The following is a 14,467-nucleotide window of genomic DNA, read 5'->3' on the forward strand; positions in this document are numbered from 1 at the left end:
GTCAGGTTTTACTTAGATAAAACCTGACAGTAGAACCGTCCCCGTGTCAGTAGAACCGTCCCCGTGTCTTGTCTAATTTTTAATTATTTAAGTTTTGATTTAAGTCTGTCTATTGCATCCTCATGTCTCTGGATCGCATAGGTTGCAGACTTGATCTTAAGTTCAATGGCCATTTTCTTCTGATGGATCTCGTTGCACTTGATGTAGTATTCAAGGATAGCATCATCGTCAACTTCAAGGTATTTTTCTGCGATACAGCCCGGAAGCACAAACTTCTTAACTACATCAGAGAATTTAACCTCGATGTATTTGCCATCCTGGCTTGTAACAACGCCTTCGCCATATTTCTTATGAGTAACCTTCATCTTAAGGGCAGATTTATCCCCAAGAGCCTCTTCTTCCTTCATAAGAGCTGCCAGTTCTTCACCTAACTCTTTCTGTGAAGCTTCAAGTTCTTCGATCTGCTTTGAGTTTTCCTCAAGCATTTCTTTAGTCTTTTTAGTAGGTTTTTTCTTAAGCTCCTCAGTTTTTACTGCAGCATCATCGTTTTCAATATTAAGAGGCATAAGCAATTCTCCTTTTTTAAAGTTAACGACTTAACATATATATTTTAACTTATTAAAAAGAAAATTACAACTCAGTGCATTTGCCACCCTTAAGCTCAATTATTTTTTTATCAACTTCAAGCCATATACTTTCAGCACTTGGATTATAGGCAAAATCCCCATTAACAGAGACTTGTACCCGCTCTGCCCTATCAAGGTAATCTACAATTTCAATGTTGGTTGCATACCAGATGTCTGATTTGTTCTCAATTTTTTTAGAAAACTTTTCGATTATGTCAAAGTTTTTATCTCTTTCAAACTCATAGCTGTGTCCCCAGACATAGAGCATGTACATATACTGTCTTTTGTGGACTTTTATAAAATCCTTGTAAAGGTCTTCGAATGAGGAATCGCCATGATGGCATGTTGGATTCCACATAAGAAAATCCGTTGGCATATCGTAGCTGTGAGTTGAAACAACTGTCCTTGCATGTCTGATTCCGCAGGCTTTAAGAGCATCTTTTACATCTTCGCTACATGAACCATTTGGATAAGCAAAGCCTCTAACAGTGTATCCCATGATTTCTTCCAGACTTCGTCTGTCTTCAATTATCTGCCTTACCATCTGCTCTTTGGGACTTCTTGCAATGGTTGGGTGCAAAACGCTGTGGCAGGCTATTTCATGGCCTTTGTAGAGCTTTTTATATTCTGACATTGGAATCCGCTCATCATAATCATTTTTGAACTTATTTTTCTCAAGGCCAGAATTAACGTTAAATGTTCCCTTTAATCCATGCTCATTAAAAAGAGCTACAAGCTTTCTGTCGGGAATTTTTCCATCATCATAGCTAAGGGTCAGTACCTTGTGCCTTCCCTCAGGAAAAGTTGTATAGATATTTCGAAGTTTACGCGCCTTTGACATTGTACTTTTCCTTTCTTTAAAGCTTTTTTCAAACTTTCTGGGTGAGATCTTTATGAGCCATTACTCTCTTTTCCTCATCCAGGATCTGCCCCCACTTATAAGGAGTATTCTGATATACGTAGTAGTTAAGCCAGTTTGAGTAAAGATTATTAGCATGTCCTCTCCAGACAAGGTCAGGCTTCTTTTCTGGATCGTTGTCCGGATAATAATTTATTGGCATATCAATCTCAAGGCCCTTTGACAGATCTCTTTTATACTCAGAGTCCAGGGTAAGTCTGTCATACTCAGCATGACCCATTGCAAAGATCTGACTTCCTGATCTGTTCATGCAAAGGAAAACACCAGCCACCTCGGATTCAGCAAGAACTACAAGATCATCACATGCATGTATCTCATCAGCAGGAGTCTCAGTATGCCTTGAATGAGGCATCAAAAAAACATCATCAAAGCCTCTTACAAGAGGAACTTTTCTATTGAGAACTCTGTGCTGGTAGATGCCAAATCTTTTGGCTGAAAGAGGCTTTTTATCGATGCCATAGTGATAATAGATACCAGCCTGAGCACCCCAGCAAATATGGAAAGTTGATGTTACATTGACTTTTGACCATTCAAAGACTCTGCAGAGTTCATCCCAGTAGTCAACTTCTTCAAATGCCATCTGCTCCACTGGAGCTCCGGTAATTATTAGTCCGTCGTAGGTATTTTCTTTAAGCTCATCAAAGGTGTTATAAAACCTGTTCAGATGGTTAGGTGATGTATTAGATGAATGATGTGAACTCATCTGCATGAAGGAAACATCTATCTGAAGAGGTGTATTTGACAGGGACCTAAGGAGCTGAAGCTCAGTGTCCTCCTTAAGGGGCATCAAATTCAGGATACAGATCTGAAGTGATCTGATATCCTGGTGCATAGCCCTGTTTTCATCAACTACAAATATATTTTCTTTTTCTAATATGTCCCTGACTGGCAGGTCATTTTGTACTTTGATAGGCATCTTAGGTCTCTCCACTTCTAGAGTTTATTAATTAAGCATATCAAGAAAAGTCTGTTCGTCAATAACCTTTATTCCAAGTTCATTAGCCTTTGTCAGCTTACTGCCTGCAGCTTCTCCTGCAAGTACAAGGCTTGTCTTTTTGGAAACGCTTCCTGAAGCCTTTCCACCATTTTTAACAATGAGCTCTTCAGCTTCTTTTCTGCCAAGTGTTGGAAGGGTTCCTGTTACAACTATAGTCATCCCTGCAAGCTTATCAGAAGCTCCTTCGTCCTTTACGGCTGTCATGTTAAGTCCAAGCTCCTGCATCCTGGTAAGTATCATCAGAGTCTTTTCATCATGGAAAAACTCATAGAGATCATCAGCTGTAGTCTCACCAATATCTGGTATCTGCAAAAATCCGTCCTTTGTGACTTTGGCAAGATCCATTAGGTTGTCAAAATGCTTCATGATCTCACGTGCTGTGGATTTACCGACATTTCTTATAGCAAGGCCAGTAAGTAGTCTTACAGGATCATTTTCTTTAGATCTTTCAATTTCCAAAAGGAGCTTATCGGTATTTTTTTCTTTACCAATAATGCCTTTAGCTATGAGCTCATCTCTGTATTCTTTCAGATGATAAATATCTACATAGCTGTGAAGATAACCTTCACCTACAAGTGCTTCTACTAGTGTATCACCAAGCCCCATGATATTCATTGCATCTCTTGAAGCAAAGTATGCAATTGTTCTTGTTATCTGTGCCGGACATGTAGGATTTACACACCTTATATCTGCAGTATCAGCTTCCCTTACAAGATGTCCTCCGCAAACGGGACATTTATCAGGAGCTTTATAAACTACAGCTGGTTCTTTTACGCAGCCATTTAGCTTGGGAATGATCTCTCCGCTCTTAAAGAGTTTATAATGGCCGCCAATACCAATCTTCATGTCTGTTATATAGTCCTGATTATGAAGTGTAGCTCTTGAAACACTGGTACCACAGAGTCTTGCCGGCTTACCTGTTTCAGGATCATGGAAGCTCCCTGTAAATGTAAGTTTTCCAGTTCTTCCTACATCAACAAGGATCTCGTCCATCTCAATTATGCGTTCCTCAGGAGGATACTTATATGCAATATGTCCGCTTGAATACTTGCTTCCAGCTGGAAATTCGTTTCTCCACTCTACGTTATCAACCTTTACTACAGCGCCATCAAGATCAAACTCAAGGTTCTGCCTCATTTCTCCAATCTCTTCAATTGCAGATATCACTTCATCAGCATTTTCGCAAAGCCTGTGAAAAACTGTCTTAACACCGCTCTTTTCAAGAAGATCCATGGATCTGCAATGGGATGAGCGAAAATCTACAGGTCCATCCTGAACATTAAAGACAAACATCTTAAGGCCACGACTTTTTGTTATCTCTGGATCAAGCTGTCTTAAGGTTCCAGCCGCAAGATTTCTTGGATTTGCTGCAAGCTTTTTACCTTCCTTTTCCTGGGCTAAGTTGTATGCTTCAAAAGAGTCATGGGACATATAAACTTCGCCCCTAAGCTCCAAATAGTCATAAGGAAGATCAATGACTTTTTGAACGTCAGGGATAACAAGGGCATTTGCAGTAACATCCTCGCCAATAAGCCCATCTCCCCTTGTTTCTGCAAGAGACAGATGTAACTTTCCATCATGGTCACTATGATTATATCTAAGGGTTAATGAAAGACCGTCGATTTTTTGTTCAACAGAGAATTTTGCATCCGGATGCTTTTCATGGACTCTGTTAATAAAAGCCCTGACATCATCGTAGTTGAAAACATCCTCTATAGAAAGCATAGGAACATTGTGGGTTATCTTTACCCCTGCTTCACGCTTTGCAGTTCCGCCAACCACCTGGCTTGGAGAATCCTTGGTAACAAGCTCCGGGTTATCTTTCTCAATTGCCTTAAGGCGCTGCATAAGCTGATCGTATTCGTAATCAGAAATTTCAGGAGTATCCTGGTTATAGTAAAGGTCCATATGGTGCCTGATTTCCCCAACTAGCTTTAAATACTCACTTTTTATTTCTTCTGATGCCATAAAAAGCCTCCCCATCAAATACCAGTTTCCTGATATAGTTTTTTTACCGCTTCGTCAGATAAACTGACGAACTCCCCCGGTTTAAGATTTAGATCATCAAGGACAATACTCATGATCCTTACTCGTTTAAGACTCTTAACGTCCATGCCAAGCTCGCTGCACATTCGCCTTATCTGCCTGTTCAGGCCCTGTGTCAGCACAATGTGAAAAGAATCCTCTCCAGTAGCCCATATCTTACAGGGCCTTGTTGTTTTATCAAGGTCCTTTAAATATATGCCCTTACCCATTTTAGATAAGAAATCAGCACTTAGCTTCTTATCTACAGTAACAACATACTCTTTTTCATGGGCATTTCTGCCTCTCATCATGGCATCTATAAGCTTTCCATCATCTGTAATGATAAGAAGGCCCTCAGAGTCCTTATCAAGCCTTCCAGCATAGGTTAAAGAACCGCTTTCACCAAGATCATCATATATGGTCCTTTTAGCATGCGGATCATTTTTGGTACATACAGTTCCAACAGGCTTATAGTAAGCGAGATATGTGCTGTTATTTTTCAGGGTTATCTCTTTTCCGTCAAGACAGACCCTGTCTGTATCACTTACACTGTCCCCTGGAAGAGGAATAAGTCCGTTTACTGTGATACGTCCACTTGATATTAACTTGTCAGCTTCTCTTCTTGAGCATATTCCGCAGGAAGAGATGAATTTATTAAGGCGCATAAAATCTTTTTCCATTATATCACGTAAAAGAAAAGGAACGGTCACATTTATGGACCGCTCCTAATATGACGTTAAACTCACATAGTAGAAAGGGATGACAGCTGTTCAATTGCATGTTCCTCAATAAGGCACTCAAAGTTCTCCTTGATATGAGAGATCACGTATGGATTGCTTGCCTGGAAATGTCCAAACTCATAAGCCATTGTAAAGAGTGAAGCAAAAATCTTAGGATCTTCCTGATCTCTTTTAAGGTCTAAATAATACTGGCCATCTGCCTTATTCTTGTATAAGGAGCTTATGATATTAACTCCAGTTGGAACTTTAACGCAGAACCTTGAAACAGTCTTAAGATCCGCAAAAGTGAATACGTATTCATGGAACTTGAGCCTGTTTAGATCCTTATCCTTAGCATCTTTAGAATCCTTTTTGGAAGCCTTGGTAGTAAGTTTGTCAGCAAGCTTACCTGAGCTCTCAACAGTGGCATTGCTATTAAGTGCTATCTTATCAGACTTATCCTTGACGATATCGTTTTCTTCTATCATATCCTTAACAGAATTGGTGATCTGTTTAAGGCTCTTTAAATACTCATTAAGTCTGTTAAGCCTCTCCTCATTGGCAGAATCTCCAATATCTTCAAGAACCTGCTTAGGTAGTTTGATCCCAGCCTTATCTGTAAGATTTTTAAGTATCTCACTAAAAGAAGCTGAGGCATTTTCAGAAAGTGTAAGGGATACTGAGTGATCAGGAAGCACTGTTATCTGAAGAGGCATAAATGATCCTGTTGGTTTGTAATCAACCTCTTCTTCTGCTTTCTTCATTACCTCATGCAAAAAGTCCATAGCCTCTTTCTTTTTTTCAAAGAGGTCCTCCAGCTTAATGCCCTGTTCAAACATATCATCTTCAGTGATGATGCAATTTACTGTATCTTTATCGATTCTCTTAAATTCCATTTTTCACCTATAAATTAAAAGTCTACTCTTCTTGCCGTATGATAACACAATTAACAGATTCTTGGAAGTCCCTCACCATACATTGGCCCAACCACGCGCTTTCCGCCAATTTTCGTGGTCACGATCACATTAGTATTATCGGAACTTTCCTTTTCTTTTTTAACCTCTCCGATGATTTTTGCGTTTTCCCCATATTTTGATTCTTTTATGAGCAAAAGAGCTTTTTCTGCATCCTTAGCACTGACTGAGATAACCATTTTACCTTCATTGCCCATGTACATAGGGTCAAGACCTAAAATCCCGCAAAAATCCTTAACTGAAGCTGATACTGGAAGATCTGTCTCATTAAGTATTATTGAACACTTTGAAGCGTTTACAAATTCGTTAAGTACTGTTCCAAGTCCGCCTCTTGTAACGTCTCTCATGGCATGAACTATAAGGCCAGCATCCATGAGCTTTCTCGTCATTTCTACAAGTGGTGCATTATCTGATCTTATATCATTTTCTATGCCCATTCTGCTTCCCAGGATTGTAGCATGATGGTCTCCAAGATTACCAGAAACGATGATCTTATCACCATCTTCAAGCTTTGAAGGTCCTGGTATGATCTGTCCTTCAGGAATAAAGCCAACACCTGATGTATTGATGATAAGCCCTGAAACATCGCTGTGTTTTTCCACAACCTTTGTATCTCCTGTTACAACTATGACGCCCGCTTCTTTAGCAGTCTCAGCCATAGATGCTATGACCTTCTCAAGGATTTCCATATCAAGACCCTCTTCAAGGATACATCCGCAGGTTATATACTTGGGAACTGCCCCGCTCATTAATAGGTCGTTAACTGTTCCGCAAACTGAAAGCCTTCCTATATCTCCACCTGGGAAAAGAATAGGTGTCACAACAAAACTGTCTGTTGTTATGGCAAGTTTTGAGGATCCTGGAACTACAGCAGAATCTGAAAGTTCAGAAAGAAATTCATTATTAAAGTATTTTGCAAAAACATCTTCTATAAGCCTGGAAGTAGATTCTCCGCCGCTTCCATGCGCCATTGTTATCTTCATCTTTTATCTCCCGGAAATAAAGTAATTATAGCAGCTTCCTTCTGTAGAAACCATGCATGCCCCATGTGCATTGTCCGGAGTACATTTTTTTCCAAACAAAGGACATTCGTGGGGACTTATAGCTCCCACAAGAACGCTGGCACATCTGCAGCCAGCAGGTTCATGATCCTCATCAAGACCGATACTTCCAGCATCAAATTCCATAAACTCAGGTCTAAGAGTCATTCCTGAGCCCTTGATCTTTCCTATTCCTCTCCAGAAAGAATCGGATGTTTCAAAGTACTTTTCAACCATTTCCTTTGCTTGCAGGTTACCTGCTTCACTGACAACAGATTTATAAAGGTTCTTGTATCCGCCTTTGCCAGCCATTTTTACAAGGGCATAGATGGTTAAGATGAGCTGCTCTCCTTCAAAGCCCGAAACCACAAAGGGTATCTGAAGCTCTTTTGAAAGCTCCTCAAAAATCTTGCCACCTGTTACAGCAGCCACATGGCCTGGCGCGATGAATCCGTCGATATTACTGCCATTTTTGACAACCCACCTGATAACTTCAGGCATTGTTTTTAAAGAGGTCAGGATCTTAAGGTTTTTAAGGCCAAGCTTTTTTGCTTCTTCTATCAGCAGTGCATAAACTGGCGTTGTTGTCTCAAAACCAATTGCAGCAAAGACATAATTCATTAAAGGGTTTTCTTTTGCAAGTTTAATGCTGTCCATTGGCGAATAGACCATTTTTACCCTGGCTCCATCACCTTTAGCATCTGCAAGGGAACCCTTAGTACCCTTTACTCTTATGAGATCACCAAATGTAAGAACACAGGTATTTTCCATGAGCGAAAGCTCAATAAGCCTGTCTATTACAGCTGTAACTGTTACGCAGACAGGACAACCAGGTCCTGATATGAGCTTTATCTTGTCAGATAAAAGTGACGGGATACCATTTTCAGAAATTGCAGCTGTATGGGTACCACAAACCTCCATCAAACGGATTTCAGGACCATCATAGTTTTTTAGTTCGTTTATAATATTGTCCAGATACTTGTTATCCATAAATTATGCAAGATCCTCGATTTCTTTATAGAGCTCTTCCATTTCATTTGCCATATCCTCATCCATGGTCTGGATGATACAGCCTGCATGAACAAGGACCTTGTCGCCGACTTTTACATTAACAAGTCCCGCCTCTGCATTTACGATATTACCGCTAAAATCAACGGTAGCTTTTGTTCCATCAAGTTTTATTACTGTTCCTGGTATTGCAACGCACATATTATTATTCCTTTTCATACATTAGGCCGTAGTAACCCTGTCCAAGTGAAATACCGCCATCTCCAAGAGGCACTTTCTGATTCCAGAAAACCTCAAAATCCTGCTCCGTAAGAGCTACAATGCTCTTTGTCAGAATTAGTCTGTTGTTAAATACACCGCCAGAGAGGCAGACGTTATTTTCGCCATTTTCTTCTCTTATGATCATGCAACATCTGACTATCATATCAACTATTGCCATATGAAAGCCATAAGATATTGCAATTATGTCATATTTACCAGTAGCCTGGCATTTAATCATATCTGAAAAGAGCTTTGTCTGGTCCGGTATGATTCCCTTTTCGGATATTGTAATATCAAATTTAAGATCCGGGTAGTGACTTTCCAGGTTACCTTCTTCAAATTTGGATGCTATCTTTTCAAGGTTTATTGCACATTCGCCCTCATAGGAATTGTAATCCCCTAAGTCAAGAAGCGATGATACCGCATCGAAAAGCCTTCCCATGCTTGAAGAGTAAAAACATAATTCTTTATTATTAAGAGCAGCAGATAAAATAGCATCATTACCGGATTTTTCAGTACAATTACTATCTAAAAGGCCTGCTTTGATAGCCATATTCTCATAGCATTTTCTTGTCTGAAGCGCATTTTTTGAAGCGTTATCGCCGCCAACCATATTGATGTAAGATAAGTGGCCCATTCTTGTCATTTTAAGGCCATTGCAATACAAAAACTCTCCGCCCCAAATTGCACCATCAGCACCGTACCCAGTTCCGTCAAAGGAAACACCAATGGCACTTTCCAGGTTGTTTTCAGCCATGACACTGTAGGTATGGGCAAAATGATGCTGAAGTTCAACCAGCTTAATGCCCTTTTTAACAGCTTCTTCTCTGGCAATTCTTACAGAATTATATAAGGGATGCATGTCACAAACAAAAATATTTGGGTTTTGCTTAAATATATCAAAGTACTGCTGAAGTAGAGTTTTATAGTTTTTTTGGCAGCCATAGTCCTCAAGATCGCCGATTTGCTGACTTAATAGTATCTTATCATTGTGGCCTATAGAAAAGGTGCTCTTTAAATCTCCGCCAAAAGCAAGAACTACGTTGTTTTTATGGAGCTTTTCGCATCTGTCATCCAAAAGAACCGGAAGCGGTGCATACCCTCTGCTTCTTCTTATGAACTGGCTGGTACTTCCAAAAGTGTCTGATATAACAAATGCCACAGAGTCATCCATTGGCATATTTATCTCAAGATCATGATACAAGCATCCATCTACGGAAGTCTTTTCACCATCTGACAGGTCAAAAAATGTATTCATAAACTCATCGTCGTTTATGATTATGGGCTCATCCGATGAATTGGCACTTGTAACAATAAGCGGACCAACTTCTTTTGTTAAAACGCAGTGTATTCCTGCTGATGGTAAAAATGCACCTATATAATCGCTGCCTCTTACCACCTCATCATCAAAATCATGTTTCTTTTTTAAAAGAACTATGGGTCTTGCAGAGGATCTTAGAAGATCCTTTTCCTTTTCCGAAACAAAGGCATATTCTGACACTACGCTCTCATCATAGAACATGATTGCGAAGGGTTTATTTTCTCTATGCTTTAATGCTCTTAGTCTTATGGCATTTTCTCTTGTGGGTTTGCAGACAAGCTGATATCCGGCAACACCTTTAAGACCTATTACTCCGCCTTCTTTAAGGATATTTTCTGCTATTTCTGTTGCTTGTCCATTCTCTGCACTAAGTCTAACATTTTCATGTTTATAAAGTAGACAGATCTTAGGTCCACAGTCATTGCAGGAAAGCCCCTGAGCAAATCTCCTTCGTCCAATTTTGTATTCATTATCACATTTACTGCAGGTTTTAAATCTGCCAATGGTCGTATTATGCCTGTCATATGGCAGCGAATTCAAAATACTTATCCTTGGGCCACATACTGCGCAGCTGTTAAGGTAATATCTTTTTCTCCTATCTGTACCTTCAAATATTTCCTTTATACAGTCATCACATATTCCGATGTCAGGTAAAAAAACAGGAATATCAGATGAAAGGTCAAGATCTGTACTATCAATTATTCTAAATGAAGATTCATGGCCTTTTAGCTCATCAGGTATCTCATCGAGGTCCCTAATCCTAACATCCAGAATAAATGAACCTGCAGGGGAATCTGTTTTAATAAACGAAACTAAAGCCTTAAGTTTATCTTCCGGACCAATTGCCAGGATCAAAACTGCGGCTCCAATGTTCTTTACAAAACCTGAAATATTCAGTTCTTCTGCTTTATAAGCAATAAAGGGGCGATAACCAACACCCTGTACCGCCCCTTTAACCAATATTTCTTTTATCATTCTTTGTTCTGATCCTGAGTTGCCTGCGCAGGTGCTGCAGGTGCCTTTTCTGGTGCTGCAGTTGCAGGTGCAGGTGCGCCTGCTGCGTTTGCTGCCGCTGCCTTGGCAGCTGCTGCGGCTGCTGCACGCTCTTTTGCAGCCTTCATAAGAGCTTCCTGAGCAGCTATAGCCTTTTCTGACTGCTTAAAGGTCTTAGTTAACTTTTCAGTGCCAGGTTCCTGGAATCTAAGCCCCATGGAAAGTGATTTCTTAGGGCAGTTATCAACACAGCATCTGCACTGAATACAGCTCATAGGCCTGATTGACCAAGTCTTTTCGTTTTTATCAACTGTAATTGCATGTGTAGGACATTTAATTGAACACAGACCACATAAAATACAAAGATCCATATCATTTTCAACATGTCCTCTTGTGCCAACAGGATATTCCTTCTCAGCCTTTCTAGTCTTAGGCTTGGACACAAGATTATGTAATACAGTTTTATTAAAGTTTATTAAAGCCATCTTATACTCCTTCTCATCCTACCATCTACTAGTTATCTCTCAGTACAGCTGATACATGGGTCAATTGTAAGTACAAGAATTGGCACATCAGCAAGGTCACAACCTTTAAGAGTTTCAACGAGACCAGAAAGATTTGCAAATGTGGGAGTGCGGACTCTCATTCTATCTATAAACTTGCTTCCGTTAGCCTTTACGTAGTAAATTGCTTCACCACGAGGCTGCTCTATTCTCATGACATATTCGCCATTTGGCATTCCCTTTACAGGAACATCAATGTCACCAGCAGGCATCTTGTCAATGCACTGACGGATAATATCAAAGGCCTGGAAAATCTCTTTTATACGACACTCAGTTCTTGCATATGAATCACCTTCAGTGCTGATGATAGGCTCAAAATCCACATCTCCATATGCACAGTATCCAGTAGTACGGATATCTCTTGCTATTCCGCTGGCACGAAGGAATGGTCCAGCGCATCCAAGAGCATCAGCCTGCTCTGGTGTAAGAACACCAACGCCGCGAAGTCTGGTCTGAACAGCCATATCATTAAGGAATGGCTTAGCGATTGTGTTTAGCTGCTCTTCCATCTTGTTAATTCTCTGATAGAAGTCCTTGAGCATCTCATCTGATACATCTCTTCTGATGCCGCCGACTTTCATTACTGAAAAGATAACTCGGCCACCTGTAGATGCTTCAAACATATCAAGAGCTTCTTCACGAAGTCTCCAGCACTCCATATAAAGGCTCTCAAAACCGAAAGCATCAGCTAAAAGTCCAAGCCAGAGGAGGTGAGAATGTACTCTTGAAAGTTCTGACCAGATTGTACGAAGGTACTTAGCTCTTGAAGGTACATCAATGTCCATGATGTGCTCAACAGCCTCAGAATATCCAAGGCCATGGCCAAGTGAGCAGATTCCGCAGATTCGCTCTGCTACATATACCATTTCATTAAAGTCTTTTTTATCTACCAGCTTCTCAAGACCTCTGTGGATAAAGCCGATTGATGGAATTGCTTCTACAACCTTCTCATCCTCCATTACAAGGTCAAGGTGGATTGGTTCTGGAAGAACCGGATGCTGGGGTCCAAATGGAATTACACTTCTTGTTGACATTTCTTCCCTCCGATTATTTAAATGGTGTCTCTATTGCGGTTCTATAGAGCTTACCTTCATAGTCAATATTGATCATCTTGATCTGTACACCAAACAGATCATGCATCTCGTTCTCATATATAAAAGCACATGGATAAATGCTTGTGATACTTGAGATTTCCTGGTCTTCAGGAAGTGTCATCTTAAGATTTTTCATCTCCAGATCTTTACCAAAAGTATAGATAAGCTCGTAAGCATCTGGAACTCTTGTAGCGCACTGCTGAATAAGATGATAACCAGCAAATTTAAGCTTCTGAGACTCATCAATGATGCTCTCAGGATTTACATTTATAAATTCTGTATTCATTATGCATTATCCCCTTTCTCAGCAACAGGAGCTGCAGGTGCTGCTGCAGGCTTTGGTGCAGCTGCTGCATTTACTGCGGGTTTAGCTGCAGGTGCTGCAGGTTTTGCAGAAGCTTTGATCTTCTCTTCTGCCTGCTGGCGAAGAGCTTCTTCTGTAAGGACAGCATCATACTGGTTGCTAGGATCATAGTCGTCAGCAGTCATATGAATAGCCATCTTGCTGTAATCAACTGAGCAGTAGCCCTGCTTAAGTGATTCTTTAAGTTTCTTTCTCTTTTCTTCAAGAAGTCCAACAGCCTTAACAACGCCTTCAATAAGCGCTTCAGGTCTTACTGCACATCCTGGTACATATACGTCAACAGGAACTACCTTATCAGCGCCACCTAAAATGTTGTAGCAGTCCTTAAAGATTCCTCCGTCGCAGGCGCAAATACCGCATGCAACTACTACCTTAGGATCTGGCATCATATTGTAGAGCTGTCTTACTACAGGAGCAGTCTGAGCATTAATACCGCCTGTAAGGAGCAGAACATCTGCATGTTTTGGATTACCAGTGTTGATAATTCCAAATCTCTCCACATCATACATTGGAGTCATAGTTGCAAGAACTTCTATATCACAGCCATTACAGCTGGATCCATCATAATGTAACACCCATGGTGATTTAGCTATATTCATTGATTTATATCCCTTTCGTTTTACTTAAGTACATTAAGAATCAAAAGATTTGTTCCCGCAAATACAAGGATTACAGCCCATGTTACCTTGAGCATTGTAATATATTTAACTCGTGGGAATATATTATCAATAAGTGTCTCAATGAAGAATACAACAATAATGGCGATTATAGCCCATACTCTGCTGATAGGGTTGGCTGTAATAAAGAACATTCCAACGATACCCATCATAAGTATTGTGTCATACCACTCAGCGATCTCAACAAAAGCAAGATTGCTACCTGAAAGATCTGTCGTAAGACCTTTTACCATCTCCTGGTGCATATGGTGAGAAGTACTAAGGTCAAATGGTGACTTACGAAGCTTGATTATAAGTATAAACACAAATCCGATAAAGAAGCCAGGAAGCTGGATGATTGCAGGTGCTTCAGCCTTTACAAGGTCTGAAACCATAAAACTTCCCTGGGCATAGTAAAATCCTATTGCAACAAGAAGTGTCATAGGCTCATAGCACATCATCTGAAGAAGCTCTCTCTGTGCGCCCATGATACTGTAAGGTCCATTGGTTGAAAAAGCAGCCATGACCATAAGTACTTCTGACATTGAAAGCGCAAAGAATACAAGAAGCATATCTCCGCCGCCAAAGAACAAACATCCTGTAAATACTGTCATGATAAGGTATCCTGTTACAAAAAGGATCTGGATACTGTTAACAACAGTGGTCTGTTTATGAAGGAGCTTGTTTACATCATAAAATGGCTGAATGATCGGAGGACCCTGTCTTCCTTGCATACGAGCTGCAAAGAGTCTGTCAGTTCCTGATAATAATCCGCCAAGAAGCGGTGCTAATATCAAATAAAGTAAAGCTTTAATAATAAATCCGTATTCCATCAGATAGCACCTCCTACTACTACGATAAGCATTACTGCCACAAGTACAGCTGCTACCCAAATGCAAGGGTTCAA

General features: G+C 40.3%; 15 protein-coding genes. All 15 read right to left on the reverse strand.

The genetic code is table 11. The features are described from left to right. Positions 1-83: 83 nt before the first annotated feature. Complete coding sequence (locus J6I68_RS06240) at positions 84-566, reverse strand: hypothetical protein (protein ID WP_292218595.1); 483 nt, start codon at positions 564-566, stop codon at positions 84-86. A 64-nt stretch (positions 567-630) separates the two neighbouring features. Further along, on the reverse strand, positions 631-1,467 hold the full coding sequence (locus J6I68_RS06245; protein ID WP_292218597.1) for a polysaccharide deacetylase family protein: 837 nt from the start codon (positions 1,465-1,467) through the stop codon (positions 631-633). A 28-nt stretch (positions 1,468-1,495) separates the two neighbouring features. After that, a complete protein-coding gene (metA, locus tag J6I68_RS06250; protein WP_292218599.1) occupies positions 1,496-2,461 on the reverse strand; it encodes a homoserine O-acetyltransferase MetA in 966 nt (321 codons plus the stop codon). Between the two features lie 27 nt (positions 2,462-2,488). After that, on the reverse strand, positions 2,489-4,510 hold the full coding sequence (gene ligA, locus J6I68_RS06255; protein WP_292218602.1) for an NAD-dependent DNA ligase LigA: 2,022 nt from the start codon (positions 4,508-4,510) through the stop codon (positions 2,489-2,491). 14 nt (positions 4,511-4,524) lie between these two features. Next, positions 4,525-5,247, reverse strand: coding sequence for a pseudouridine synthase (locus tag J6I68_RS06260; RefSeq protein WP_292218604.1), 723 nt, complete (start codon positions 5,245-5,247; stop codon positions 4,525-4,527). Between the two features lie 62 nt (positions 5,248-5,309). Next, the gene (locus J6I68_RS06265; protein WP_292218607.1) at positions 5,310-6,182 is read right to left on the reverse strand and encodes an adaptor protein MecA; all 873 of its coding nucleotides are present in this window, start codon (positions 6,180-6,182) and stop codon (positions 5,310-5,312) included. A 50-nt stretch (positions 6,183-6,232) separates the two neighbouring features. Beyond that, the gene (hypE, locus tag J6I68_RS06270; RefSeq protein ID WP_292218608.1) at positions 6,233-7,243 is read right to left on the reverse strand and encodes a hydrogenase expression/formation protein HypE; all 1,011 of its coding nucleotides are present in this window, start codon (positions 7,241-7,243) and stop codon (positions 6,233-6,235) included. Positions 7,244-7,246: 3 nt separating this feature from the next. Beyond that, positions 7,247-8,290: a hydrogenase formation protein HypD gene (gene hypD / locus J6I68_RS06275; protein WP_292218611.1), complete on the reverse strand. Its 1,044-nt coding sequence runs from the start codon at positions 8,288-8,290 to the stop codon at positions 7,247-7,249. Positions 8,291-8,293: 3 nt separating this feature from the next. Further along, positions 8,294-8,509: a HypC/HybG/HupF family hydrogenase formation chaperone gene (locus J6I68_RS06280; RefSeq protein ID WP_292218613.1), complete on the reverse strand. Its 216-nt coding sequence runs from the start codon at positions 8,507-8,509 to the stop codon at positions 8,294-8,296. 4 nt (positions 8,510-8,513) lie between these two features. Further along, positions 8,514-10,865, reverse strand: a complete 2,352-nt coding sequence (gene hypF, locus J6I68_RS06285; protein ID WP_292218616.1) for a carbamoyltransferase HypF — start codon at positions 10,863-10,865, stop codon at positions 8,514-8,516. Beyond that, on the reverse strand, positions 10,862-11,368 hold the full coding sequence (locus J6I68_RS06290; RefSeq protein ID WP_292218619.1) for a 4Fe-4S binding protein: 507 nt from the start codon (positions 11,366-11,368) through the stop codon (positions 10,862-10,864). The genes hypF and J6I68_RS06290 overlap by 4 nt, the downstream gene beginning before the upstream one ends. Before the next feature lie 32 nt (positions 11,369-11,400). Then, entirely contained in the window at positions 11,401-12,480 is a 1,080-nt protein-coding gene (locus J6I68_RS06295; protein WP_292218621.1) for a hydrogenase large subunit, read from the reverse strand. A 13-nt stretch (positions 12,481-12,493) separates the two neighbouring features. Further along, positions 12,494-12,826 (reverse strand): NADH-quinone oxidoreductase subunit C, encoded by a 333-nt coding sequence (locus J6I68_RS06300; protein ID WP_292218622.1) that lies wholly within the window; start codon positions 12,824-12,826, stop codon positions 12,494-12,496. Beyond that, positions 12,826-13,503 carry an NADH-quinone oxidoreductase subunit B family protein gene (locus J6I68_RS17290; RefSeq protein ID WP_330622439.1) on the reverse strand — a complete coding sequence of 226 codons (678 nt, stop codon included), beginning with the start codon at positions 13,501-13,503 and terminating at the stop codon, positions 12,826-12,828. Before J6I68_RS17290 ends, J6I68_RS06300 begins: the two co-directional genes overlap by 1 nt. A 20-nt stretch (positions 13,504-13,523) precedes the next feature. Further along, positions 13,524-14,393 (reverse strand): complex I subunit 1 family protein, encoded by an 870-nt coding sequence (locus J6I68_RS06310; RefSeq protein ID WP_292218625.1) that lies wholly within the window; start codon positions 14,391-14,393, stop codon positions 13,524-13,526. Positions 14,394-14,467: the final 74 nt, after the last annotated feature.

The sequence above is a fragment of the Butyrivibrio sp. genome (assembly GCF_017940685.1).
Classification (GTDB): domain Bacteria; phylum Bacillota; class Clostridia; order Lachnospirales; family Lachnospiraceae; genus Butyrivibrio.